Genomic DNA, 25,940 nt, shown 5'->3' with positions numbered 1-25,940 from the left:
GTCGCGCCTCAACCCTCGGCCGCTCTTTCAGGCGGCTTCCCGACATAACGCCCTCTCGGGCGTATCACTTGCCCAACACCGAGTTGTTCCAGGCTATGCGCCAACAGTCCGATGCTCCGTGCCGTGGCGAACATGCCAAACGCTGCGTCGTCAGGCAGCCCGTAGTGGGTAACCAGGGCCGCCAGGGCAACATCGATATTGGGTTGCAGGCCGGTCAGGCGAGTCGCCTTCTCGATAAAGCGGGCGATGACTTCGGGCGGATCGAACAGGGACAGCAGCGCAGCCGCGCGCGGATCGCCTTCGGGGTAGAGATGATGCCCGAAGCCAGCCAACGGCAAGCCAGCGGACAGGTGGTGGGCGATCACCTGATCTTCGCCCTCTCGGTCCAGTTCATTGAATAGCGCCTTCACGCGGCCCGAGGCGTCGCCATGCAGCGGACCGGACAGTGTGGTCAGGCCGGACAGGAGGCAGGCCGGCAGGGATGCCCCAGTGGACGCGGCAATGCGCGCGGCAAAGGCCGAGCTGGTCAGCTCGTGGTCGACCAGAAGCACCATTGCGGTCCGCAGGAGATCTGCCACTTGCGGGGATTGCTTCCACCCTTGCGCAAAGCGCAAGTGCAACGGCTGTTGTCCCGCATGCGCGCCAAAGCTGTTGGCCAACTGGCCCACCAGGCTCTGGCATTCGTAATGCAAGACGCGGGTCATGCGCCCATGGGTGGAGTGGCCCGTGGCGGCCAGCTCGGCCAGGACCCTGAACGCGGCAACACGCCCCGGCTTGCCGCAGCGGGCGGTCGATGAAAAGTCGACGGGTTGGTCGGCATTCCAGAGCAAGCGCGCAACGTCTTCCAGGCTCGCCGAGCCTGCCAGCATCACCGCGTCCTGGCCGCGGTAGTACAGCCGCTCCCGCACAAACGTGGAGAGCGCGGTGGGGATGCTGGGCTCCGCGCCAAACAGCGTATTGGTTGCGAGCGTCTCGAACTTGCGCCCGGCCTGCTTGCGCCTGGCCAGGTTTGCCACATCTTCGGCGCGGTACAGGCTGCGGCGTGTGTCCGTGGGGTCTGAAGTGACTTCCAGCTTGCCTCGGCTGACATAGGCATAGATCGTCTGCGGCCGGACGCCAAGGCGCTTGCACGCCTCCTCCATCGATATCCAGGAACCCATGATGACTTGTGGTTGAGTAATTTTATGTTGATTTTATATATCAAGATTGCCTATCAAATCAACTTATCCCACCATGCAGTCAACCTTCAACAACCTGACTGCATCCGGACATGAAGCCACAGATCCTGCAACTCAATCCCATCCTGATCCTGGCGGCCAATGACGAACTCGCCACCCGCTATCAGGTTCACAAACTCTTCGAGATCGCGGACCAGGCGGCCTGGCTGCGGGAGCATGGCGCCGCCATCGAGGCCGTCATTACCGGTGGGCACACCGGAATCTCCCGGGCGATGCTGGAACAGTTGCCTGGCCTGAAGGTGGTAGCCGTCAATGGCGTCGGGACGGATGCGGTGGATCTGGCCTACTGCCGTGAACGCGGCCTGCCCGTCACCGCCACCCTGGGCGCACTGACCGAAGACGTGGCAGACCTGGCCATCGGCTTGCTGATCGCAGCCTGCCGCAATATCTGCGCCGGCGACCGCTTTGTGCGCGACGGTCAATGGGAGTTGCATCCCCAGCCCGGCGCCATCCCGCTTGCCCGGCGCTTCAGCGGCATGCGCGTCGGCATCGTGGGCATGGGGCGAGTCGGCCGCGCGGTCGCGACGCGGGCCGCCGCCTTTGGCTGCCCCATCCGCTATACCGACCTGCACCGCATGGACGACATGCCGCATGAGTTTGTGGCAGATCTGCGCCAGCTTGCGCACGACAGCGATGCGCTGGTGCTGTGCGCGGCTGCCGACAAGGCCGAAGGCCTCGTCGATGCCGCCGTGCTGGATGCGCTCGGCGCCCGCGGCTTCCTCGTCAACGTGGCACGTGGCCGACTGGTCAACGAGGTTGATCTCGCCGAAGCCATCGCCGCGGGCCGCATCGCGGGCGCCGCGCTGGACGTATTCGTGGACGAGCCTCGCGTTCCCCTGGCGCTACGCCAGTCCGACCGCACGACGCTGCAGGCCCACCGCGCCAGCGCCACCTGGGAAACCCGTACCGCCATGGCGCAGATGGTGCTCGACAGCGTCGCCCAGGCGCTGGCCGGCAGCCGTCCCACCATGAGCCTGACCACCTGAGCGCGGGTTCAATCACGGACACCCAAGATGACCGATTTCGTTTTCCCACCCGCGGCCACGCCCGCCCTGCCCGTCAGCGGCCGCGCGGCGCTGTTTCCCGTCGCGAGGGTCTTCTGCATCGGGCGCAACTACCGGTGGTCTCCTGACGAACCGGCGCCACGGAAAATGCCCGCATGGTTCATGAAGCCCGCCACCGCCGTGGTGCCCGCGCAGGACCGGCTGCCCTATCCGCCGGGAACGGGAGACTTTTGCCACGAGGTCGAACTGGTGGTCGCCATCGGGCGTGGCGGCCGCGACATCGAGCCGGCGCAGGCCGAGGACCGCCATATCTGGGGCTATGCCGTCGGGCTCGACCTGACGCGCCGCGACCTGCAGCAGCAGGCCAAACGCGTGGGCGGACCCTGGGAACCAGCCAAGGCCTTTGACCACTCGGCGCCCTGCAGCCCGATCGTGCCCGCGGCCGACTGCGGGCATCTCCGGGAAGGGGCGATAGCGCTGGAGGTCAACGGCGTCGAACGGCAGCATGCCGACCTGTCCGGGTTGCTGTGGCCGGTTCACGAACTCGTTGCCATGCTGTCGCGCTCCGTGACGCTGATGGCCGGCGACCTCATCTTTACCGGCACGCCAGCAGGCGTGGGGCCTTTGCATCCCGGCGACGTCGTCAGCGCCAGCGTGGCCGGCATTGGCGAATTCTCACTGACCGTCACCCACTGATGGCGCAAGGCCCCCTCATTCCTGATTTTCGTTCCCACCTCATTGCTGGAGACCGTCCTTGAACGCTTCCCGAAAGATTGCCCTTGTTACGGGTGCTGGTAGCGGCGTTGGCCGCCTTACCGCGATTGGCTTGCTCGACGACGGCTGGACGGTCGTGCTGGCCGGCCGTCGCCCCGCTCCCTTGCAAGCGCTGGCCGCCGAAGCTGCCGCGCGCGGACAGGCCGCGGTGGCCATGCCTGCCGACGTTACCGACCCCGAACGCGTGCAGGCCTTGTTTGACGCGATCGAACGCGAGTTCGGGCGGCTGGACCTGCTTTTCAATAACGCGGGCGTCAATGCACCGGCCGTGCCGATGGACGAGCTGCCGCTGGACAACTGGTTCAACGTCATCAACACCAACGTCACCGGGGTCTATCTCTGCGCGCGCGCGGCCTTCGGACTCATGCGCCGTCAATCGCCGCAGGGCGGGCGCATCATCAACAACGGTTCCATCTCGGCGCATACGCCGCGTCCCTACACGGCGCCGTACACCGCCAGCAAGCACGCCGTCACTGGCCTCACCAAGGCACTGGCGCTGGACGGGCGCGCCTTCAACATCGTTGCGAGCCAGATCGACATCGGCAACGCGTTGACCGACCTGTCCGAGCGCATGACGCGCGGCGTCTTGCAGGCCAACGGAACGACCGCACCCGAGCCCATGATGGACGCCAGCCACGTCGCCAATGCCGTGCGTCATATGGCGTCGTTGCCACTCGACGCCAACGTGCTGACCATGACCGTCATGGCCAGTGCCATGCCATTCGTCGGGCGCGGCTGAATGCCCCCCGCCCCCCGCCAGCCCTCATGGCGAAGGGTGCGTCACCAGAGTTGACATGAGTTAACCAGAAACAAACGGAGACAACGATGCAGTTCACTACCCTGATCAAGACATTGGTCGTACCCGCCGCGCTGCTCATCGCACCCGGCCTGGCATCGGCCCAGAATTACCCGGCACGGCCTGTCACCATCATCGTCCCGGCGCCAGCGGGGGGTGGCATCGACCTGATCGCCCGGGTCGTCGGCGAAAAGCTTTCAGTCAAGCTTGGCCAACCGTTCATCGTCGAGAACCGTCCGGGCGCGTCCAACAACCTGGGCACTGCGGTGCTGGCCAACGCCAGGCCCGACGGATACACGATCGGCATCGTGGGCGGCAGCCACAACATCAACAAATTCCTCTTCAAAAACCTGGGATGGGATCCGCAAAAGAGCTTCGAGCCCATCGTCTACACGCATGAAATCCCGCTGGTGTTCGCGGTCTACCCGAAACTCCCGGTCAAGACGGTGCCTGAGCTCGTCACCTGGATGAAGGCCAATCCCGGCGAGGCCAAGGTTGCCACCTCCGGCCGTGGCAGTGCGCAGGAAATGGCCGCCGAAATGTTCCGCATGGTAAGCGGGGCCCCCGTACTGCTGGTGCCCTACAAGGGGTCGTCCGCCGCCCATCCCGACCTGATCGCCGGACGGACCACGCTGTACATCGACACCATTAGCGCCATCCAGGAGCAGGTCAGATCGGGCAACGTCCGCGCCGTCGCGGTCTCCACCCACCACCGATCCAAGGCGTTGCCCAATGTGCCAACTGCTGAAGAGCAAGGCCTCAAGGGCTATGACGCCAATACCAATGGCGGCTTCCTGGCCCCAGCGGGAACGCCGAAAGAGATCATTGCCAGGCTGAATGCCGAGATCAATGCCGCGCTGAAATTGCCCGAGGTGCGCGCCAAGCTGGAAGCGGCGGGGATCGAGGTCAAGGGCGGCACGTCACAGGAATACGCGGCGTTGATCAAGTCTGACCTGGCAAAGTGGGGGAAAGTCGTCAAGGAAGCGGGAATCCAGCCGGAATAGTGGTCGTTCAGTCGACCTGCTTGCCACGCGTTGCCCATTCAACGTCGCCAACGCGTGGCCGGCAACGTGCTTCTCGGGGCCGATACGCCGACTGGGTCGGTAGCGCGTAAACTGCATCAGACTCCTCTTAAACGGGAGAGCAGCATGCGAAACGTGATTTTTCACCAGCCAGGGCATCCAGAACAGCCATGTCACGGGGCTCGCTACTATGCGTTGCTGTCGGTTTTCGTGGTGGCGGCAGGGCTTGTCTATCTGGCCTGGTCGGGTCTTCACATCCTGTGAAGTGCATCAGGGGTTCCGGGTGCTGCCAAATTCCGGCATGCCGAGGCATAATTGTGAAACTGGTTTCACCAAGACCCGAATCCAATGCCCCCGCGTCCCGTGACCCGACCGATTTCCGACCTGAAACCCGCAGAGAAGCTCACCATCCAGGACGTTGCCGACTATGCGGGCGTCTCGAAGGCCACCGTTTCGCGCTACCTGAACCGGGGCGGCGAGCAGTTGTCCGCGGACGTGGAGGCGCGCGTGGCCGCGGCCATCCGCGCGCTTGGCTATAGTCCCAGCCCCATGGCGCAGGGGCTCAAGCGCGGCAAGTCGCGCCTGATCGGGCTGGTGGTGGCGGATGTTTCCAATTCCTTCTCGGTGGCCGTACTGCGTGGCGTGGAGAAGGCTTGCCGCGACGCGGGCTACATGGTGATGCTGTTCAATCTCGGCAATGACGAGGAACTGGAGCGCGAGGCGATTCGCTCGCTGTCGGCGTACCGGGTAGAGGGTTTTATCCTGCACACGCTGGGGCATGATGCCGGCGCCCTGGCCGATGCGGCGCAATTGGGCAAACCAGTCGTACTGGTCGACCGCAAGGTCGGCGATGCGGAGGTGGACCTGGTGGCGCTCGACAACCTGACCGCCGTCCATGAAGCTGCCGGCCACCTGGTCGAAGCCGGTTATCGGCACGTGCTCTTTATCAGCGAGCCGATCAAGGCCATCAGCTCGCGCAACGAGCGGGCCCGCGCCTTCCAGGCTTTTGTCGCCGAGCACGCGGACTCTGTCAGCGGGACCGCATTTGAAGCCCACAGGGGTGAAGACGATGCCCTGGATGCAGCGCTGCGCGACCTGCGACGCCGTGCTGGCGAGGCACCCGCTGCCGTGCTGGCGGCCAACGCGGTGATCTCGCTGCGCGTGGCCGCATCGGCCGCCCGGCTGGGCTGGCAGCTCGGTACCGACCTTGGACTGATTGGTTTCGATGATCCGGAATGGGCTGCGTTGGTCGGTCCTGGCCTCAGCGCGATTTCCCAGCCCACCGACGATATCGGGCGCGTCGCCACCAATTGCCTGATCGAGCGCCTGCAAGGCACCCAGCTGCCGCCACGCCGGGTACTGCTGCCCGGCACGCTGGTCACGCGCGGCTCCACCCGCCGCGGCTGATCCCTCCCCCGCCGCCGTCTGGCGCGCGCATGTAAGCCACGCATAGACCCGCTGCGTCAGCGTAGGGGGTGCAGCAACGCGCCCATTTCCCCCACAGGCCAAACACGGCCCTGCCCGTAAGGGTTTCCACTGCTGGATCTCTGAAACCGGTTTCCTATAATCCTGAAACCGGTTTCAAGACGGTACTTGCCACCGCTGCGACGCCAGCGACACCCCTATACGTGCAGGAGACATAGATGAACGTCCAACGCTTGTTGCGCCGCGTAGCCGCGCCCGTGCTGACTCTGCTGGTCCTGGCCAGCGCCGCTTTCACCGCCCAGGCGCAGACGGTTGCCGAGATCGTCAAGAAGGGCAAGGTCACCATCGGCGTGGTGACCGGCGCCCCGCCCTTCGGCACCACGGACGCCACCGGCAAACCCGCCGGCTATGACGTCGACGTGGCCAACCTGCTTGGCAAGTACCTGGGCGTGCCGGTCGATATCGTTCCGCTCACCTCGCCCAGCCGGATTCCTGCGCTGGAGGCCGGCAAGGTCGATTTCCTGGTGGCAACGCTGGCGCCGACGCCCGAGCGGGCGCGGGCCATCATGTTCAGCGCGCCCTACAGCGCGTTCGAGCTGACCATCTTTGCGCCCGCCGCAGCCAAATACGCCAAGCTGACCGAGCTCGGCAAGAAGAAGGTTGGCGTGACGCGCGGCACCACGCAGGACACCGCGCTGACCCGGCTGGCCGTGCCCGGCATGAATATCGTCCGCTTCGAGGACGATGCCACCTGCGCGCAGGCGCTGATCAGCAATCAGGTCGATGCCATTGCGCTGCCTAACACCACCGGCAACGAGATCATGAAGGCGCGCGGTGCCGGCAAGTTCGACGCCAAGTTCGCGTTCTCGGTGCAGCCCAATTCGATGGCCGTGCGCCGCGACGCCTTCGAGTTGCGCCAATGGCTCAACACCACCATCTCCTACGTCAAGCTCAACGGCGAACTCGACGCCATTGCGCAGAAGTGGACCGGCAAGGCGCTGCCCGCGCTGCAAACGTTCTGACCCAGGCAGTCCGACGCTGCGCGCCGGCGCCAGCCGGCGTGCCAGGAGACCCGCATGAACTACCAATTCGAATGGACCCCGGTGCTGTCGCAGCTGGATCGCTTCGCGGAAGGCGCGGCGATGACGCTGGCGCTCAGCTTCAGCTCGATCCTGCTTGGCACCCTGGTCGGCACCGCCGGCGCCATTGCCGCCGCTTTTGGCGGCCCTTGGCTGCAGCGCGCCACCCGGGCCTATGTCGAGGCGATCCGCAACACGCCCTTCCTGATCCAGCTCTTCATCATCTTCTTCGGCTTGCCGACGGTGGGCCTGCAGATCGATGCCGTCACCGCCGCGGTGATTGCGATGACCGTCAATCTCGGTGCCTACTCGACGGAAATCATCCGCGCCGGCCTGCAGGCAGTGCACCGCTCGCAGCTTGAAGCCGCCGCAGCGCTGGGCATGACGCGCTGGCAGCTGATCCGCCACGTCGCGCTGGTGCCGGCCTTCGAGAAGGTCTATCCCGCCCTGACCAGCCAGTTCACGCTGATGATGCTGACCTCGAGCGTGGTGTCGGCGATCTCGGTGGAAGAGCTGACGGCGGTCGCCAGCCACATCGATTCGCAGACCTTCCGCACCTTCGAGAGCTACATCCTGGTCATGTTCATGTATATCGCGCTGGCCCTGCTGCTGCGCGCCATGTTCGCCGTGATCGGCAACCTGGTGTTCAGGCGGCGCCGCGTGGTGGCGCGCGCACGCAAGCTGGCCCGCACATTCCCGGTCGTGCCGCTTGCGCGGGCGGAACTGACAGCAGCGGTCGCAGGGAGCGGGAAATGATTACCGAGTTCTCCTGGAATCATCTTGAGATCCTGCTGCTGGCGGCACGCTGGACGCTGTGGGTGACCTTGCTCGCCTTCGTCGGGGGCACGCTGGCCGGCTTCATCGTGGCGCTGGCGCGTACCTCCGGAAGCCCGCTGCTGCGCCTGGCCAGCACGGTCTATATCCAGGTCGTGCAAGGAACGCCGGTGCTGATCGTGCTGTTCCTGAGCTATTACGGACTCTCCGTGCTCGGGCTCAAGCTGTCGCCGATGGTCGCGGCCATGCTGGCGATGTCGATCTACGCCAGCGCCTATCTTGGCGAGATCTGGCGCGGCTGCATCGAGGCCGTGCCGCAAGGACAGTGGGAGGCCAGCGAAGCGCTCGCCCTTACCCGTTGGCAGCAGCTGCGCCACGTGGTGCTGCCGCAGGCGGTGCGGCTGGCCTTGCCGCCCACGGTGGGGTTCTCGGTCCAGCTGGTCAAGAACACCTCTATCACTTCCATCATCGGCGTCATCGAACTGACCCGCGCCGGCCAACTGATCAACAACGCGACCTTCCAGCCCTTCGCGGTCTTTGTCGTCGTCGCACTTATCTATTTCGCGCTCTGCTTCCCGCTGTCCGCGGCAGCCCGGCGCATGGAAAGGAGGCTCCATGTCAATCGTTGAAGCACAAGGCGTGCACAAGTCTTATGGCGCAGTCGAAGTCCTGAAAGGCGTGTCGTTTGCGATCGAGCCGGGCCAGGTGGTTGCCATCATCGGCCGCAGCGGCTCCGGCAAGAGCACCATGCTGCGTTGCCTGAACGGCCTGGAGACGATCAACGCTGGCAATATCACCGTCGCCGGGCACAAGCTGGATCACGACCGCAAGCGCTTGCTCGACCTGCGCCGCGACGTGGGCATGGTGTTCCAGAGCTACAACCTGTTTCCGCACCTGACCGTGGGCCAGAACATTGCGCTGGCGCCGGCCATCGTGAAGAAGATGGCCGCAGGCAGGATCGACGGCATCGTCGCCCAGGTGCTGACCCAGGTCGGCCTGCTGGACAAGAAGGACTGCTACCCCGAGCAGCTCTCGGGCGGCCAGCAGCAGCGCGTGGCCATCGCCCGTTCGCTGGCGATGGAACCCAAGGTGATGCTGTTCGACGAGGTCACCTCCGCGCTCGACCCCGAGCTGACGGCGGAAGTGCTTCGGGTCATGGAGAACCTGGCCGCCTCCGGCATGACCATGGTGCTGGTCACGCATGAGATGGAGTTCGCGCGCCGCATGGCGCATACCACCATCTTCATGCACCAGGGCAAGGTGCACGAGGCGGGGCCGTCGAAGGCGCTGTTCGCGCAGCCGCGGACGCCGGAACTGCAGCAATTCCTCAGCGCGGGAGCATTGAAATGAGCCAGTGGCAAGCAGGAGGTGTTTCACGTCCGCCGGTGCTGATCTCGCTGACCGCCTATGGCGCCGACCTCGCCCTGCGCGACGGCCAGGCCGCATTGGCGCGGATTGCCGCGGCAGCGGGTGCGGACGGCGTGGAATTCCGCGGCGAACTCCAGCGCGGGTACAAGGAGGAAGTCAGGGAGCAGCGCGAGGCCGCCGGCGAGCATGGACTGAGCGTGGTCTGGTCCAGCCCGGAAGGCCTCTGGAATGACGCAGGCAGCCTCGATGCCGCCGCGCTCGACCGTGCCTTCACGACCGCGCTGGCGCTCGGTGCGGCCCGGGTCAAGATGTCGCTTGGCGGCTATCGGGCAGGCACGGCGCTGGAAGCACTGCTTCCCTGGCTGCGGCACGATGGCATCGAACTCGTCGTGGAAAACGACCAGACCGCCCAGGCCGGCACCGTACCGCCGCTGCGCGACTTCTTCGCGCGCATCGCGGACCTCGGCAAGACCGTGCCGATGACCTTCGACATGGGCAACTGGCACTGGACCGGCGAAGACCCGCTCGACGCCGCGCAGCTTCTCGGCGCCAACGTCGGCTACGTGCACTGCAAAGGCGTGCAGCGCACGCCCGCCAAATGGATCGCGGTGCCGCTTGACCAGTCGGCGGCACCATGGCGCAGCGTCTTGCGCCGCCTGCCCACGCACGTTGCGCGTGCGATCGAATTCCCGCTGCAAGGCGACGACCTGGTGCCGGTCACGCGCCGTCATGTCGAACTGCTGCGTTCGGTGGAGGTCTCCGCATGAGCACCGATCTTGACGTGGTCACGCTGGGCGAGGCGATGCTGATGCTGGTCGCCGGCGAACCCGGCCCGCTCGAAGGCGCGCAGACCTTCCACAAGCGCACCGCCGGTGCCGAGACCAACGTGGCCATCGGCCTGTCGCGCCTGGGCCTGAAGGTCGGCTGGGCCAGCCGGCTGGGCGATGACTCGATGGCCCGCTACCTGCTCGGTGAAATGCAGCGCGAAGGCGTGGATTGCAGCCAGGTGGTGTGCGAGCGCGGCGAACGCACCGGCTTCCAGTTCAAGGGCCGGGTGGACGACGGCAGCGATCCGCCCGTCGAATACCACCGCCGCGGCTCGGCGGCGAGCCGCATGAACCCGGAGCACCTCGACCACAGCTGGCTGCGGCGTTCGCGGCACCTGCACGTCACCGGCGTGTTTCCCGCGCTGGCCGCTGGCACGCAGGCCGCCACGCGCCAGGCCATCGCCACCATGCGCGCCGCCGGCCGCACGATCTCGTTCGATCCCAACCTGCGGCCCACGCTGTGGGCCACGCCCGAGCTGATGCGGGAGACGCTGAACGACCTCGCGCGGCAGTGCGACTGGGTGCTGCCCGGCATCGAGGAAGGCCGCTTCCTCACCGGCCACGCCGAGCCGGAACGCATTGCCGCCTTCTATCGTGCCCGCGGCGCGAAGCTGGTGGTGGTGAAGCTGGGCGCCGACGGCGCCTGGTTCGATGGCGAGGCCGGCAGCGGCCATGTCGAGGCGTTCAGCGTCGAGCGCGTCGTCGACACCGTGGGCGCCGGCGATGGCTTTGCCGTGGGCGTGATCAGCGCGCTGCTGGAGGGCCGGCCGGTTGGCGAAGCCGTCCGGCGCGGCGCCTGGATCGGCGCGCGGGCGGTGCAGGTGCGGGGCGATACCGAAGGCCTGCCCACCCATGCCCAGCTGGCGGCCGCCAGTTTGTAAAGCCCACAGCAAGGATGACCCATGCGCAAGAATGTACTGGTGTTCCGCCCGATTCCTGAAGACCTGCTCGCCAGGGTCGAGTCGGAGCATGACGTGATCGTGGCCGACCCGCGCCAGCCGGCACAACGGCCGGCTTTCCGCGCCGCGCTGGCAAGCGCCCATGGCCTGATCGGCTCCAGCGTGAAGCTGGGCGCGGCGGAACTGGCCGAAGCCGGCCGCTTGGAAGTGATTTCGAGTATCTCGGTGGGGGTCGACAACTACGACCTGCCCTGCCTGCACCGGCGCGGCATCACCCTGTGCCACACGCCCGGCGTACTCACCGAGACCACTGCCGACACGGTCTTCGCCCTCATCATGGCCACGAGCCGGCGCCTGGTCGAGCTGGCGGCCCACGTCAGCGGAGGCCGCTGGACCGCCAATATCGGCGAAAGCCTGTTCGGCTGGGACGTGCATGGCAAGACCCTGGCGATCCTGGGCTTCGGGCGCATCGGCCAGGCCGTGGCGCGCCGCGCGGCGCTCGGCTTCGGCATGGAGGTGCTCTACGTCAACGAGGCTGCCGCGGAGCCGCCCGATCTGGTGGGACGCGCCACCCGGACGGAACTTGACGATGCCTTGCGGCGCGCCGATATCGTCGCCGTCACGCTGCCCCTGACCGACAGCACGCGCGGCCTGATGGGCCTGCGCGAGTTCGCGCTGATGAAGCCGGGCGCCATCTTCGTCAACGGCGCCCGCGGCCAGATCGTGCAGGAAGACGCGCTGCTCGCGGCCCTCGAAAGCGGCCACCTGCGCGCGGCCGGGCTGGACGTCTTCGCCACCGAGCCGCTGCCGCAGGACTCGCCGCTACGCTGCCATCCCAGGGTGACCGCCCTGCCCCATATCGGCTCGGCCACGCATGAGACCCGGCGCGCCATGGCCGAACTGGCCACGCGCAACCTGCTGGACGCGCTCGCCGGACGGCAACCCGCCGCGCGTTTCGACCTGGCGGCCTTTGCCGCCCAGGCAGCCGCCTGATTTTTCCCGCAAGGACATCCCGCAAGGACACCCCGCAATGCCCAGCTCCATACCCACGCTGTGCGGCTCGATCATGGGCGAGCCCTTCACCTTCAATGTGCGCATCCACAATGCCGCCTATCGGGCGCTGGGGATCGACTACACCTTTGTGTGCTTCGGGGTGCAGGACGTGCCCGGCGCCGTGCAGTCGATCCGCGCGCTCGGCGTGCGCGGCATGAATGTCTCGATGCCGCACAAGCAGGCCGTGATTCCGCACCTCGACCATCTTGACGAGACCGCTCGCGCGATTGGCGCGGTCAACACCATCAACAATATCGATGGCGTGCTGACCGGCTACAACACCGACTGCATCGGCGCCGTCCGGGCGTTCCAGGAGGTGACGGAAGTCGCCGGCAAGCGCATTGCGCTGCTGGGCGCGGGCGGCGCGGCGCGTGCGATGGCCTATGGCTTGCGCGAGGCCGGCGCCAGCGTGACCGTGTTCAACCGCACCGCGGCGCGCGGCGAGGAGCTGGCCGGCTCGCTTGGCCTGCGCTTTGGCGGCGGGTTATCCGACTTCCGCGCGGCGGACTTCGACATGCTCGCCAACGCGACCGCCGCGGGCTTTCGCGCCCCCGATGTCAACCCGGTGGCCGGGCAACTCGCCGCGCACCTGATCGTCATGGACGCTGCCTTCATCCCGGTCAGGAGCAAACTGATCCGCGATGCCGCCGCGCTCGGCTGCCGCACCATCGATGGCACGCGCATGATGCTGCACCAGGCGTGCGCCCAGGTCGAGTTCTACACCGGCTGCGCACGCGCGCCGATCGAGGCAATGGAGGCGGCGCTGCTTGACGAGATCGCCCGCCTGTCCTAAGCCCCCCCTGCCGCCCCTTGCCTCCTGACGCTCACACTCCGATGACCCAAACCCACCCGCTTGCCTACCAATCCTCCTCGGCGGCTCATTGACACAGGTAAACCCTAGCGCCGGATGACTTGGCGCAAGGGAAACGTCACGATATGCTGACGGCGCCTACTACTGCGCACAGCCGATCTCGGTGGCGCGCAGCATCTTGGCAACGAGTGCAACCTGCAGGCTTTTGGCATTGAGGATGAGATGGCGACAGGCATTGTGAAGTGGTTCAACAGCGAGAAGGGCTATGGCTTCATCACGCCCGATGACGGTGGCAAAGACCTCTTTGCGCATCACTCCGAAATCCAGGGTACCGGGTACAAGTCGTTGGAGGAAGGCGCGAAAGTCGAGTTCGAAGTGACGCAAGGCCAAAAAGGCTTGCAAGCATCAAACATTCGCAAGCTCTAGCCGTTCAGGCATGAAGCATTGCAATAGAAGCCCTTCCGATCGTGAAGGGCTTTTCTCATTTGGGCCGGCGGCTTCCAGGCGGGCGGCGCCAGGCCATCTGCCATCCCGGGCAAGGCCGCTCGGGTACGGCTCTTGCTACACATTGGACCAGGCTGCCCGGTTTCATTGCTTCGCGCTTAGCTGCGGCATGACTTTACCGGTACAGGGCTGGTGGGCAGGTTCTGACAGGAATGCATTGGCTTCCTCGGTTGTGAGGCTTCTCCCTGCGGTTTGACAGGCAATGTCCTGCAGGTCAGCTAACGTCAGCCGCCACAGCCTTACTGTCCCATCGTAAGCACCCGTAATGATCCAACGGCTATCCTTTGTGAAGCCAATATGGGCAACCGTCGCTTCGTGCCCGCGCAGGACGACGGGCGCGGCAGCCGGATTCGTTGGATCCCAGAGGCGGACTGTCCGATCTTCGCCACCCGCGGCCAGCCATTTGCTGTCCGGACTGAACGATGCCGACAAGATCCGGCCTGTGTTCCCGGTCAGTTCGATCGGCTTCCTGGTACCGGTTTCCGCAAGGTTGAGCAGCTTGACCGTCGTGTCCCAGGAGCCGAAGGCTACCCAACGGCCATCGGGACTAAAGGCCGCCTCCAGGACCCGATCCGAGAACGCCAGTTCTGCAACCAGTTTCGGTTCGGCCCCGGCGTCGGCGCCAAGATCCCAAAGCCGCCCCTTGGTATCCATGCTGGCAGTCGCAGCCCAGCGCGCGTCGGGGCTGAACACAACCTGGTACACCACGTCTCCATGCGCAAGCAGACGCGGGCTTGTGCAAGGATTGCTGGCGCGCAGGTCCCAGATGCGCGCGTTGAGGCCGTGTGCCGCCGTTGCCAGATAGCGTCCGTCCGCGCTGAACGCAGGCTCACGCACCGGGTCTCCCTGGATGCAGCGGTGCCGTGGCTCCAGGGAGGGGCTATCGCTGGAGACGTCCCAGATATTGACCATGCCACCCTCCCACGTCCCGCTCACCAGCCACCGGTTGTCCGGGCTGAACACGAGGGTCCGCACGTCTCCCCACCTTTGCTCGAACAGCTCGAGCGGCTTCCTGGAGAGATCCTGCATGTGCCAGAGGCTGATGACGTGCTGGTCCTGGCTCTTGGCGGCCAGCCAGCGCCCGTCCGGACTGAATGCGATGGCATGCGAGGCACCGGGCAGCGGCAGTTCCCGGGCCGGTTGACGAGGATCTTTGGTAGACCACAGCACAAGCTTCTTGTCCTCCTGGCTCGACGTAGCAATCCAGTTCCCGTCCGGGCTGACCGCCATCCCGACAATGGCAGGCTTGACCCTTGCGCGCAGCACGAGGGGGTCCGCAACCGGGTCGGGCACGGTCCAGAGCCGCGCATGGGCATCTTCCCCTAGCGTAACGAGGTGGCGCGGCTCCGCGCCAGCGCTGAACAGGACTTGCCTGATGGGCAATTCCTGGCCGCGCAGGACCGTGGACGGTATCGTCGGCTCATCCAGGTCCCAAAGGCGTGCCGTTGCATCCTGGCCGCCCGTCGCAAGCCACCGCCCGTCATCGCTGAATACGACGGAATTGACCGCGGCACGATGCCCCTTCAGCGCGACCGGATCCTTGCGCGTTCCGGTCAGGTCCCACAGCATGACGGCCGCCCCGCTGCCGCTCCCTACCGCCAGCCATTTGTTGTCAGGGCTCAGGCCGACAGCGCCGACCCAGCCGCCACTGCTGGCGTAGCGTCCCACGACGCTTTGTGGCGGGTTCTCCTGCGTCAGGTCCCAGACCTCGACGGCGTAGCCATACGCAACCGCCAGGCGTGTCTCGTCTCCATTGAAGGCAAAAGCCAGCAGGGAGTCCTCATTGAGTTCCGTCGCGTGGGTAAGCCGCCTGGGTTCCTGATTCGGAAAGTCAGCCGACAGGTCCCACAGGCGAACCGGCGCGCCGAACTCTTTGCAGCCACCGGTGCAGCTGGTCGCAAGCCAGCGCCCCTTGGGACTGAACACGACATTCATGACGGGCAGATCGTCTTTCCACGTCTCGCAAGGCGCTTCCACCGGCCCTTCCCCGGTCATCTTCCAGATGCACATCTTGCCGCTCTGGGTGCCAACGACCAGCCACGCCCCGTTGGGGCTGATCGCCACGGCGCGAATGGCACCGTACTGGCCGCCACCATAGGCCGGCCCTGGCTTTGCACCATCGGATGTCAGGCGCCAGAGCCGGATCGCGCCATCGGCCCCTCCGCTGACGAGCCACTGGCCATCGGGGCTGAATGACAGGCCGTGAATGGCGCCGTTATGTCCCCCGAGGGAGTGGCCCGCCGGATTCACGGTATTGAGATCCCAGAGCCGAACCGCACCGTCGTCGCTTCCCGTGGCAAGCCAGCGCCGGTCCTTTGAAAACGCGGCAATGCGCACGGCCTTCTCGTGCCCGCCCAGGGGCTTGCCGCCAATCACCCGCAGTTGCCGGCGCAGGCCGTCGATGCCAAGCAATGTGCCGTCCCGGCCATCCATGCTCAGGGAGGCGGCCTGCACGCTCAACAGAAGGCTGCGCGGCGCGTTGGTCCCGATATCGCTGGTGTGCCGTGCGAGTTGTTGCACTTCGCCCACTCTTTTGTTGGCGGCGGTTGCCTCGCGATATTGCCAGGTGGCCATCACAGCGGCGACAGCAGTGACCAGGAACAAGCCCAATGCTACGAAGGTGAACATGCGGGAAATCCGTGCCGCCCGTTTTTGCGCCTGCGCGGCCTTGGTCTGCTCTGCGGCGATCCGCTCGGCATCGCGGATCCGTCGCTCCTGCTCCGCCTTCTCGGCCGCCTCGCGGGCACGCTGCGCCACGCTGCAGGCATTGAGGTAAGCCCGCTCCACGGAGGCTTCGGGCATGGTGAAACGCGGGTTGCCCAGAAGTGCCTCGGCATCGCTCAGGCGACCGTCGCGGTGTACCAGAAGATCGTCAGCCCGCCCGCCCTGGTTCCATTCCTCCGCGGCACGCTGCAAGCCTTCGAGCAGACGCAGCTTGTCCCGATCCTCCATCAGCCAGTTGCTCAGTTGCGGCCAGGTCCGCAATAGCGCCTCGTGTGCAACCTCGCTGGTTTCCCGCCCCTGGGAATCACGGTCGGTGACCAGCAGCCGCGCGTCAATGAACCGGCGCAGCAGCGCCAGGACGCGACGCGGCAAGTCGTCAACCAGGGCACGCCGGCGCGAATAGGCGCCTTCGGCGTTGATTCGCACCATCGTCGGCACAAAGGCGGCGTGCAGCGCGTCGAGTTCATCCGGCGCGGGGTTCGCCTCCACGATGATTCGCTCCGCTTCTTCGCGGACTGCGCCTTCCAGCCGGCCGAGACGTTCATACTGGTCCAGCGCCAGCTGGCCGCTGCCGCCGCTGCGTTCGTAGAGTCGCCTCAGCGTGAATGCCAGCAGGGGCAATGCATCGCGGGTACCGGTATCACTGACCATGGCCTCGACCAGGCCATCGGCAAGCTGCAGCCCCGCCAGCCGGGCCGGCCCCCGGATGATCTCCGGGAAGCTTCGCAGCGGCATCGGGTCAATCGGCACAGCCCGGTAGTGGAAATGATGGGGATAGTCGTTGTCCTGCAGAACCGGATGGTTCTGGAAATCGCCGAGAAAGTCCGAGCGCAGCGTGGCGATCACCATCAGGCGGCGGTCGCCGAGTTCCAGCCCGGCACGCAACAGCCGCAGGAAGCGCGTGGCGGCTTCCGGAGGCGTGTAGCCGAACAGTTCTTCGGCCTGGTCGACCGTCAGCAATACCGTCGCTTCCTGACGCCTGGCCGCAACCGCCAGATCCCGGGCCACGGCAAGCAACACCTGGCCATCCGGAGGCGTTTGCATTGCCGCCTGTTGCAGTTCGGTTCGGATCGCTTTCCAGTCGCGTGGCGCCCCCTGGTCATCAAAGCTTGCGGCCAGCGCGATGGCCAGTTCGTCGAGTGGTTCGACCTGGGGCCGGAAAGGCGGCGCCGGCAGCCATTCCGCAGGCTTCTTCTTGAGCCGAGGGATGACTCCGGCCCTTGCCAGCGACGATTTGCCGCTGCCGGAGGCGCCGAGCAGGAGCACGAAACGCGCCGCGTCGCTACCCTGGCGGCGTAGCGCATCGAGGGTTTCAAGCGTCTTGAGAATGTCTTCGCCGCGCCCGAAAAAGATGGCCGCATCCTGCTCCTCGAATGCCAGTAGCCCGGGATACGGGGGCCGCCTGGGATCCCAGGCGAAAACATCCAACGGGTCGAGCCCCCGCTCCAGAAGGCCGGCCCTGAGCCGCCGATAGCCTTCCTCCGGCTCGCTTGTGAGATCGATATGCTGGATGTCGCTGAAGATCCCGCTTGCGTCGCACGGTTGCACCTTGACCGGAAAGATCGCCTTGCCGCGCTCCCGTGCCTGCACCAGCTCCGCAAAACACCATTTGGAGGCCAGCCAGCTTGGCGTCAGCAGCGCAATCACCGCCTGGCATTGGCGCAGCTTCTGATAAAGCGTCTGCTCCCATCCGGCGCCGCCCTTGATGCCTGCCTCGGGGTCGAAATCCAGGAACAGCGAAGCGTGGCCCTGCGCTTCCAGCCACGCTTTCATTTCAGCCGCCGCGTTGTTGTCGGCGCTACTGTGGCTGATGAATATTGAGGTCATGTCGCGTTCCCGATATCAGTCGTTCTTTCCAGGCGTCCATTCAGGGCGTGCGTGCCCGAAGTTGCTGTGTTCTCGCCATGGCGAATCGTCGTTGCCGACCTAGAATGAACGAACCCTTCAACCTGCCGGAGATCCCCATGCCAGACGTCACCATCGAAAGCGCCAAGACGTTCTTGCTTGGCGCGGAACTGCCCCCGGTGGACCACACGCGCGGTCCGATGTTGCTGGACGGCGAGACGCCACAGTTCGATGAGAACAAGGACCAGGCCGTCGTCGTGGGATCCGGTGTCCTGACCTTCGCCAAAGGCGTACCTGCAGCGCGCCGTACCGCGGTGACCAACTCGCTGCTGCTGGCGCAGCTGGTTGCGCGGCGCACCGCTGGCGATCCGGAAAACGTTGAAGCGTGGCACAAGGAATATGTGCGGGTGCTGGCCAACATCGGCTGGCTGATCGAGAGCACGACGGCCACCCGCTATGTCGAAGGCAGCGACAAGTTCGAAACGCACAAGGCCGTCATGTCGGTGGCGGCATTGCTGCTTGGCCCGGGTTCTCCCGGCGCGCTCGCGCTGGTCCAGACCACGCTCGACGGGCTGGCCAGCATGGACAAGAGCAAGCCGTGGATCACCATCTTCAGCCGCGAAACCACTTCCTCCAGCGTATCGAACTTCCAGGTCGCGCTGGCCGAAGAGGCCGCCGATGGACGCTTTGTCGTATCCATGATGGCGTTCACGCTGAAGGCGGACTCGGCAGTCACGCAGGTGCTCTTCTTCAAGGCGAGCAGCAATGATGCGGAGTTCACGCATTTCGACTCCAAGGCCGAGATCAATGTCGGCATCCTCGACGAGCTGGAGCCGGAGCTTGGCAAGCGCGTCGCGCAGCACAGCAAGTCGTTCATCAGCCAGCTCCCTGATCTGTAGCCATTGCAGGTTGCCGCCCTACTCTTAAAGAGTTGGAATGGTCACGATGTGGAAATGTGACATCGTGGCCAGTTCCCGGAATTCCGCAGTCGCATCAACGCCAGGGCGTAACGCTTCATCCCAGACAGTGAACGCGTGCAGCGATGGCGTGGCTGGTGCGAATGCTCGTGCGACGGCACGGGCCTCTTCAAGAATCCTTGTGTTTGCCCTGCGGTAGTCCTCGATGCTGTTGCCGGACGGTTGCAGGACGACCAGATTGCCTTCAAGCTCGGCGGCGCCCACCTGCTTCCAGAATGCCTCGGTCCAGTCGCCAGGGCGGTCCTGTACCGAGGTCTCGACAAAGCGGCTCGGCTCGAACGGCAATACAATGCGCCGGCGCAGCCCCTGCTTCGCGGCAACGTCGAGCGCAATGAGATCCGCGCCGCAGGCGGCCGAACACACCAGCGCCGCCGCTCCGACAAGCCGGAACCCGGCGGCGATGCGCGCCGCGACGCGGTCCGTATTCACCAGCGGAAAGCGCGCCGGCTGCGCGTCCGCGGCATCGATGCGACGGCCCGCCAGGGCTACGACTGCAGGGGTTGCAGGGAGCACGGCGCTCATCCAGTGACCGCCGGGGCGGTGCCCGCCCAGCGCTCCAGGCGTTGCAACAGCGATTCGGCAGCCGTCCGCTCCGCCGTGTCGGCTTGCCGGGCGTAGACCGGCAGGACGAAGTCTGCCTGGTCGCGCACGGTACGCCAGTTGTTGATAGCCGGCAGGCTCCGGTGAAGCTTGCCCAGATCGGCGAGGATGCAGGGCAGGTCATGTGCCAGGTTGCCGCGCGCCGCGCATTGGTAGATCCACATCTCGCTGAGGGCCGATCGGCTCCAGAAGTCCGGCTCGGCATTGTTCCGCTCCGGCGATGCCGTCGCCAACCCTTCCCAGTCGGCCTCGTAACTGCCCTCTTTCCCAGCCGTCCAGTGCGCGACAAGCTCCGCCGCGCAGCGATTGATGGCCGGGTAGTAAGCATTGCGAGCGCCCTGTGCCCTGGCGAGCGCCTCGGCCTCCTGGTACCACCGCACGGTTTCACCGATGGCAGTGACCTCGGCATCGCGGCGGCCAGCCACGCGCTCGACCATTGCCAGCCGCTTGCTGGCAGAACCGCACAATGCAAGCCGCTCCATGGAACGGTGCAGTGCCAGCAGTTGTGCCAACTGCTCCATGGTGGCAAGAAGAAGTTCCCTGGAAGCGTCGGTTGCCGGCTGCGGCACGCCTGCGTTTGCGCCGGCGGCGGCGCGCAGGCGCTGCCATGCCAGCCGCACCTGCACGTTCGCGAGTTGCTCGGCGGACTGCAGGCTCGCCTTGCCGTCGGCCGCATTGAATGCGGCCTGATACCAGACCGCCGCTTCCTCCAGCAGGCCTGCCTCGCGCCACGCCGTCGCAAACGCTTCGGCCACTGCGCCCATGCGTGTCCAGTTACGCTCCGGGTCGCCGAAGGTATCGAGCAAATAGCGCAAGCGCCTGGCGGACTCCTCCACATCGGGACTGCTCACGCGCAACTCCATCTGGATCATGTCGAGGGCAAGCAGCAATCCCTGCGGTGACCCGATACCGCCATAGGCCATGGCAAAGCGTTGCCTCTCTTCCTCCGGCGACTGGCCAGCCGCCCGGGTGCCGCCGCGGCAGCCTATGTCAAGCCAGCCCGGCAGGCACCAGTCCGGGTCGCCGTAGCATTGATAGGCCGCCCAGGTATTGCCAGGCACCTTGTACGCCGCCTCCCTGGCCGTGCCGACGGCGTCAAGGAAGCGCTGGCCATCCAGCAGGGCCCGATAGAAAGTAGTGGCAAATATCTCGGCCGCCGCATCGTCGACCGCCCATCCGGCGGCCACCACGCAGCGCACGCCAAGCTTGATCAGCGCTTCGGCCACGCTGGCGGCAAAATCCGGCCGATGAAAGGACGGCGTGGCGCAGCTGCCCAGCAGGTTTGCCGTATCCGTCTTCGCAAGATGGCAGCAATTGATAAACACCAGGTCCGGCACGCGCTCCATCCGGGCGAATTCTTCTGGTCCGAGGAACGTATCGTTGGACAACACGATCCCTCCCGTCCGCGCCGCGCCACTGTCGGCCGCAGGATCGTCGCTATCAGTGGCCGCCTGGCCGTGACCCGCAATGTGGACAATGCCCCAGTCGCCGTCCAGCAGTGTTGCCACGACCTGCCGGCTGTCCGGGCCCCGGTCGACGTCGTTGGCCGCGGCAAGGATCTTCACCTGGCGATCCATGCCGAGTCGCTTCGACAACAGCGCCGACACCGCACGGGCCTCTCGCCTGGCGCCGGGCAGCAGCGGATAGCGCCTGTCGTCCGCGCAGGGATCACCGATCACAAGGATTGGCGCGCGCCGTCCGGCGTCTTCCACCTGGCGGCGGAACTCTTGCGTGCGCAGCTTGCGCAGCAGCTTGGCGCGGATCGCCCACGGCTTGTAGTCGACGTTCTCGCCTGCGCCGGCATCCCGCCCGCTGTCGAGCATCTCCCAGGGAATGCCGGCGGTCCCGGGATCCAGCTCGATCTGCATTTCCGTGGCACTGGCCAGAAACGGCCGCACCTCCACCGGAACCAGCAGCTTGAACAGCGTCCGCCCGATACTGTCATCGTTGCAGGAACTCGACGACGCCACGCTGACCAGTTCACGCAGAAGGCGGCCCTGCGCGGCAACCGCGCGCACCTCGGTGCGTGCGCGCCGGGTATCGAGCGTGTAGACGATCGAGGAGGCGCCCCGGGCGTCGACCTGCGTCGTCGCCGTGATGAGGTCAAAGTTCGCGCCACGATAGTTGGAGTCCAGTGGCCGCAGCAGTGCCCCTGGGCTGCTGCGAATGTATGGCTTGAGGACAAAACGCCCGGGGCAGGCCTGGACGATCAGCTGCAATGCCCGCCATGCCTCGGAAGCCCTGTCCAAATACAGTTCGACCAGGCTCAGGCACGCCGCAACAGGCCAGCCAGCCGCAGTAAGCTGGCGATTCGCCTCACACACGCCTTCGGCCACCGAGCGCGCAGCCTGGCCGGCCGACATCCCGGTGCCGCCGCTGCCCGCCAGCGCGGCGGCGAGCGAGAAGGAAGCAGGCCAAGGCGACGACTCGCCCGGAGGGCGTTCGGCTTCGGTCAGATGCTGGGCCCAGGCGATGACGCCGAGCCGGACCGTCTCGTCCAGTCCGCTGGCGCGCAGATGCCCCTCGTCGCCGAGGCCAACCACGACAATGCCCTTGGGCCGGGGTACATCGCGCAAGGGATTGATCCTGTCCGAGCTGGTATTGACGAAGACCTGCTGCGTCTTCAGTTCCTGTGGATAGCGACCCAGTCGCATCGAGGTCGACATGGCATTGCCGATGAGCCAGTCCATCGCGGCCTCGGTACCCGTCAGCGCGCTGCCGCGATAGTGGCCCACCAGCACGGGGGCGTCGAAGAACTTGAGGTTGCCGTTGACAACTTCCACGCGCAAGGCGGCCGCGCCCGCGGCGCGCCTTTGCCCGAGCGTCGTCCTCCGCGTTCCCGCGCTCTCGGGCTTTGGCTCGGCTTTGCCTGTGTCGGCGGACCGGGCAGGAACGGCACCCGTGCCGCCATCTTGTGGCTTCATGAGAGCTTCAGTTCAGCGCTGGCCGGATGACCGTGTCGGCATCACAGTGCACGGCGTAAAGCAACCCCAGCGGATTGCCATGCTGCTTGAGAAACTCCTGTCGCAGGCCGAGCACAACCTCGCCCAGGGGCTCGCCGTGCAGGAAGCGTTCGAAAAACCGGTCCGCCCACGCCCTGGCGAACAGGGCTGGTGTCTTGCATTCCGTGCCGATGACGCCGCGCGCGCCCTTGTCCATGAAGTATGGGGCGAAGCCGTCGTAGAAGGTCGGCGACATTTCGGCGGATTCGCACGCGTTGATGAAGACCAGCGGCTGGCCGCTCAGTCGCACGGCACGCGGTGCGCTGAGATCGAGGTCATTCAGGCTGATCAGTTCGTCGGTCAGCGCCAGGCTCGAGGCGCCGGGTCCGCCAGCCTCCGTCAGGCCGCGCGATACCGCGTGGCAATACAGGTAAAGGATCTGGTCCGGCGTATCCCGATTGTTGAGCGCGCTGATGAAATCGGCGGGCGTGGCGCGGTCAGTCACGGCCACGCCCGGCCTGTCCTTCCAGAAGCCGCGCTGAGACTTGACGAAGTCCACCCCCATCGCGGCATCGATGCCCGCGTTGAAGTTCAGACTGACTTGCAGGTTTGGCGCGCTGGGGATTTCCGGAGCCATCACAGCCATCGGGTTCTGCAAGGGAATCTGCTCGATGATGTGGCGCATGCCGAGGAAGTTGTTCCAGTCCAGTGGCTCGGCCCCGCTGACATCGCCCATGTACAGCAGCGGCCAAGGCATCGGCAACGTCTCGGCGACGACCTGTATCTTGAGGCGGATGTCGGGATTGGTACTCAACCGCCGCAGCGCCCTGCCGACCGCCCTGGTATCTTCTCCGGCGCCGGCGCCCTCGAAGAGCCGAAGCATCAGTAGCGCGCCAGCCCGGGCCATGATCTGCAAGGCCTTCTGCTGGGCCTCAGGGGGGATGTCGATGTCGCGCTGGAACACGTAGCGGCCGGTGGGATCCTCGTGCATGACGACCTTCATCAGGTCAGCCCGGGCGCCGTTGATGTAGCTGTCGATGAGGCCTGCATTCACGGGCAGCCGCACTCGCGTGGCCACCGGGCCGCATACCACACATTCATAGCCACCGGCAGCGCCCGGGTAGATCTGCATGCTCAGGTCGCGTGGCTGCAGCACGGCGACCCCGCTCATTGCCCGTCCGCGCGTTGTGACTTGCGCGGGCGCACCCGGCACGCCCACCTGGATCGTCAGGTCCATCTGCTGAATGAACTGGCCGTCCTTCAGGATGGTTGCCTTGAGCTTGCACGCCCCGCTTTTCAGTGGCGACACGTCGAAACGCGCCTTGGTGAGTCCCTTGCCCGTGCGGGGGATGCGCATCAGGCTGGTGTGTCCGGACGTTTCGAAGTCATCGGTGTCCAGCTGAACCGTCAGCACGACAGCCTTGTCGTCCGGCGCGAAGAGGTCACTTGTCGGCAGGGGCGCCTCTGCGGTAGCCAGTGCCTCCCCACGTTGCGCGACATCCAGGTCGAAAGCCAAGGTGTACCACTCGCCTTGCACCACCGGTGCGTCCGGATCCAGTCCCTCGAAATCGGCGTGAATCCAGCGTGGCGACCCGGGCTCTCCGCCTGGGGAGGGTGTTTGCCGCGGCTCCTGGGGCGGCGGGGCGGGCGGCATCTCATCGATGCCCAGAAGTCCGCCACCGTTGCAGGGCGGAACAGACGGCGAAACCGAAGGTGCCGGCGTGGCGCCACGGGAAGTGCCCGTGCCGGTTCCCGTACCACCACGGACCACCGTCCCTGTCCCTGTCCCTGTCCCTGTCCCTCTCCCTGTCCCCCTCCACGCGCCGGCGCCGAATCCTGTCGGCGGTTCAGGATCGGCCGCTATTCCCCAGTCTGGTGACAGCATGGAAGGTCGGGCTGATCCCTGGATCGCAGCGGCCCAGAAGGCGTGCGCGACAGCAGGATGGACAATGTCGTTGTGCGCGCCGGCAGCGCCGCCGCCGTTGCAGATGACGTTGCTTGCCTCAAGGTTGAAGATGCTGCCTTCACTGAAGTCATAGGGCAGATCGCTGGCCGCCATCGGCATGTCAACCATGCCGGTACTGCCCTGGATGCCGAATGCCCCGATGCCGCCATACTTGGGCAAATCTTCGCCAAGCAGGAATTGTCCCTTGGCGCCGGCACCCAGCGGATAAAACCTGGCGACTGCCGTGTCGTGCCTTGAACGTGTGGTCAGGATCGGCCCTCTCACCATGCCATTGGCAACGATACGCCGGAAGTAGCCGGGCGAACCGGGCGCATAAGGGACATCGTCGGCATAGGACCACAACGACAGTGCGCCCTGGACAAGGAACAGCGATTCGATCGGCCGCCGCAATGCCGGACCGCCCGCTTCGCCTGCCACCATGCCAGACACGACGATACAACCGAAACTGTGGCCCATCAGGTGGATACGAACCTTGGGCCCGTTTGTCTGCATGCCGATCAGGAGCTGATGCGCGCCCGTTTCGCCGAAGCGGCGCGCCAGGTCCTTCATCTTCCAGAAAGACAGCTGGCGTACCGGCGCCAGGATGGCGTCCTTTACCTTGCTGCCAAAGCCCAGGACTTGCGCATCCCTCGCTGCGCCACCCTCGCCTGCTGCCGCCTCGGAAACGATCGCCTGCGGATCAAAGCCGTCCTGGTCCGCACCCGGTCGCCCGGTTGTGCTGCCGGTACGCAATCCCGAGAGCTGGAACAGTGCCGCGAAATCGTCCTCGATGGCTGGTGTCAGTTCGGCACTGCTTGCCGTGTCCGCATAGGCAAAAATGTGCGCAATGGTGCCGCGCGCCTCCTCGCCCAGTTGCGCGACAACCGCGTTGATGTCAGCGTCATGGCCAGCGGCCAGGACGGCCGCCCTTTCAGCCGGCACCTCCTCCATCCCCCACGGCAGGCTCGGCCAGTGCATGCCGATCACCAACGGATTGAAGCCCGCGTGGTTGCTCTGCATCAGCGCCAGGTCGGCTTCGCAGGCGGCCATGGCACGGATCCAGTTGTCATACTGGAAGATGGCGGCCGGCACGTCGCCCTGCCAGCCGTGACTGCAGACAAAGACGTCGGTAACCGCCGCGCCGGGGTCGGCGAGGCGCTGGCAGATGGCGGCGCTGAGCAGCGAGCCGTCAGGCTCCGTTCGTTCGCGTCCTTCCTCGTCAAACAGCACGAGGAAGTATTCGACATCGGTTCCGGCAATCTGTCGAATCGGCATGGCAGTCTCCCCTCTCTTCTGCCGGGTGGCACAGCGTCCCGGCGCGCGCGCTGTCTCA

At 65.8% G+C, this 25,940-nt stretch carries 21 protein-coding genes; 16 read left to right on the top strand and 5 right to left on the bottom strand.

The window, feature by feature from the left end; all coding sequences use genetic code 11:
* Positions 1-8: 8 nt before the first annotated feature.
* Positions 9-1,142 (bottom strand): citrate/2-methylcitrate synthase, encoded by a 1,134-nt coding sequence (locus LPA45_RS08395; RefSeq protein ID WP_367394996.1) that lies wholly within the window; start codon positions 1,140-1,142, stop codon positions 9-11.
* Between the two features lie 128 nt (positions 1,143-1,270).
* Here LPA45_RS08395 and LPA45_RS08390 point away from each other — a divergent pair, with 128 nt between their 5' ends.
* From LPA45_RS08390 to LPA45_RS08320, 15 genes are all read left to right on the top strand, one after another.
* Entirely contained in the window at positions 1,271-2,224 is a 954-nt protein-coding gene (locus LPA45_RS08390) for a 2-hydroxyacid dehydrogenase (protein WP_317920061.1), read from the top strand.
* 27 nt (positions 2,225-2,251) lie between these two features.
* A complete protein-coding gene (locus tag LPA45_RS08385; RefSeq protein WP_116323027.1) occupies positions 2,252-2,938 on the top strand; it encodes a fumarylacetoacetate hydrolase family protein in 687 nt (228 codons plus the stop codon).
* Between the two features lie 58 nt (positions 2,939-2,996).
* Positions 2,997-3,755 (top strand): SDR family oxidoreductase, encoded by a 759-nt coding sequence (locus LPA45_RS08380; protein WP_116323028.1) that lies wholly within the window; start codon positions 2,997-2,999, stop codon positions 3,753-3,755.
* 86 nt (positions 3,756-3,841) lie between these two features.
* The gene (locus LPA45_RS08375) at positions 3,842-4,816 is read left to right on the top strand and encodes a tripartite tricarboxylate transporter substrate binding protein (RefSeq protein ID WP_116323029.1); all 975 of its coding nucleotides are present in this window, start codon (positions 3,842-3,844) and stop codon (positions 4,814-4,816) included.
* A gap of 144 nt (positions 4,817-4,960) precedes the next feature.
* Positions 4,961-5,098, top strand: coding sequence for a hypothetical protein (locus LPA45_RS08370; protein WP_158577741.1), 138 nt, complete (start codon positions 4,961-4,963; stop codon positions 5,096-5,098).
* A gap of 84 nt (positions 5,099-5,182) precedes the next feature.
* The gene (locus LPA45_RS08365) at positions 5,183-6,241 is read left to right on the top strand and encodes a LacI family DNA-binding transcriptional regulator (RefSeq protein WP_116323030.1); all 1,059 of its coding nucleotides are present in this window, start codon (positions 5,183-5,185) and stop codon (positions 6,239-6,241) included.
* Positions 6,242-6,477: 236 nt separating this feature from the next.
* Entirely contained in the window at positions 6,478-7,281 is an 804-nt protein-coding gene (locus LPA45_RS08360) for a transporter substrate-binding domain-containing protein (protein WP_116323031.1), read from the top strand.
* Positions 7,282-7,335: 54 nt separating this feature from the next.
* Entirely contained in the window at positions 7,336-8,094 is a 759-nt protein-coding gene (locus LPA45_RS08355; RefSeq protein WP_317920062.1) for an amino acid ABC transporter permease, read from the top strand.
* On the top strand, positions 8,091-8,741 hold the full coding sequence (locus LPA45_RS08350; protein WP_116323033.1) for an amino acid ABC transporter permease: 651 nt from the start codon (positions 8,091-8,093) through the stop codon (positions 8,739-8,741). The genes LPA45_RS08355 and LPA45_RS08350 overlap by 4 nt, the downstream gene beginning before the upstream one ends.
* Complete coding sequence (locus tag LPA45_RS08345) at positions 8,728-9,462, top strand: amino acid ABC transporter ATP-binding protein (RefSeq protein ID WP_116323034.1); 735 nt, start codon at positions 8,728-8,730, stop codon at positions 9,460-9,462. The genes LPA45_RS08350 and LPA45_RS08345 overlap by 14 nt, the downstream gene beginning before the upstream one ends.
* Positions 9,459-10,247 carry a sugar phosphate isomerase/epimerase gene (locus LPA45_RS08340; protein ID WP_317920063.1) on the top strand — a complete coding sequence of 263 codons (789 nt, stop codon included), beginning with the start codon at positions 9,459-9,461 and terminating at the stop codon, positions 10,245-10,247. The genes LPA45_RS08345 and LPA45_RS08340 overlap by 4 nt, the downstream gene beginning before the upstream one ends.
* Entirely contained in the window at positions 10,244-11,188 is a 945-nt protein-coding gene (locus LPA45_RS08335; protein WP_317920064.1) for a sugar kinase, read from the top strand. Before LPA45_RS08340 ends, LPA45_RS08335 begins: the two co-directional genes overlap by 4 nt.
* Positions 11,189-11,209: 21 nt before the next feature.
* Positions 11,210-12,199, top strand: a complete 990-nt coding sequence (locus LPA45_RS08330) for a D-glycerate dehydrogenase (protein WP_317920065.1) — start codon at positions 11,210-11,212, stop codon at positions 12,197-12,199.
* A 37-nt stretch (positions 12,200-12,236) separates the two neighbouring features.
* On the top strand, positions 12,237-13,052 hold the full coding sequence (locus LPA45_RS08325; RefSeq protein WP_116323038.1) for a shikimate dehydrogenase: 816 nt from the start codon (positions 12,237-12,239) through the stop codon (positions 13,050-13,052).
* Positions 13,053-13,292: 240 nt separating this feature from the next.
* Positions 13,293-13,496, top strand: a complete 204-nt coding sequence (locus LPA45_RS08320; protein WP_116323039.1) for a cold-shock protein — start codon at positions 13,293-13,295, stop codon at positions 13,494-13,496.
* A 162-nt stretch (positions 13,497-13,658) separates the two neighbouring features.
* Here LPA45_RS08320 and LPA45_RS08315 read toward each other — a convergent pair whose 3' ends face one another.
* Complete coding sequence (locus LPA45_RS08315; RefSeq protein ID WP_317920066.1) at positions 13,659-18,125, bottom strand: TIR domain-containing protein; 4,467 nt, start codon at positions 18,123-18,125, stop codon at positions 13,659-13,661.
* 104 nt (positions 18,126-18,229) lie between these two features.
* Between LPA45_RS08315 and LPA45_RS08310 the strand changes: the two genes are divergently transcribed.
* On the top strand, positions 18,230-19,042 hold the full coding sequence (locus LPA45_RS08310; protein ID WP_116323041.1) for a hypothetical protein: 813 nt from the start codon (positions 18,230-18,232) through the stop codon (positions 19,040-19,042).
* Between the two features lie 24 nt (positions 19,043-19,066).
* Here the strand turns inward: LPA45_RS08310 and LPA45_RS08305 are convergent, their stop codons facing one another.
* The 3 genes from LPA45_RS08305 to LPA45_RS08295 are packed head-to-tail and all read right to left on the bottom strand — an operon-like array spanning position 19,067 to position 25,882.
* On the bottom strand, positions 19,067-19,642 hold the full coding sequence (locus tag LPA45_RS08305; protein WP_317920067.1) for a hypothetical protein: 576 nt from the start codon (positions 19,640-19,642) through the stop codon (positions 19,067-19,069).
* On the bottom strand, positions 19,639-22,644 hold the full coding sequence (locus tag LPA45_RS08300; protein ID WP_367394995.1) for a CHAT domain-containing protein: 3,006 nt from the start codon (positions 22,642-22,644) through the stop codon (positions 19,639-19,641). Before LPA45_RS08300 ends, LPA45_RS08305 begins: the two co-directional genes overlap by 4 nt.
* A 7-nt stretch (positions 22,645-22,651) precedes the next feature.
* A complete protein-coding gene (locus LPA45_RS08295) occupies positions 22,652-25,882 on the bottom strand; it encodes a CHAT domain-containing protein (protein ID WP_367394994.1) in 3,231 nt (1,076 codons plus the stop codon).
* Between the last annotated feature and the right edge of the window lie 58 nt (positions 25,883-25,940).

Origin of the sequence: Cupriavidus sp. Agwp_2, from assembly GCF_040784895.1 — a bacterium.
Classification (GTDB): Bacteria; Pseudomonadota; Gammaproteobacteria; order Burkholderiales; family Burkholderiaceae; genus Cupriavidus.
Note: the sequence above shows the minus strand (reverse complement) of the source record. Positions and strands in the feature narration are given on the sequence as shown.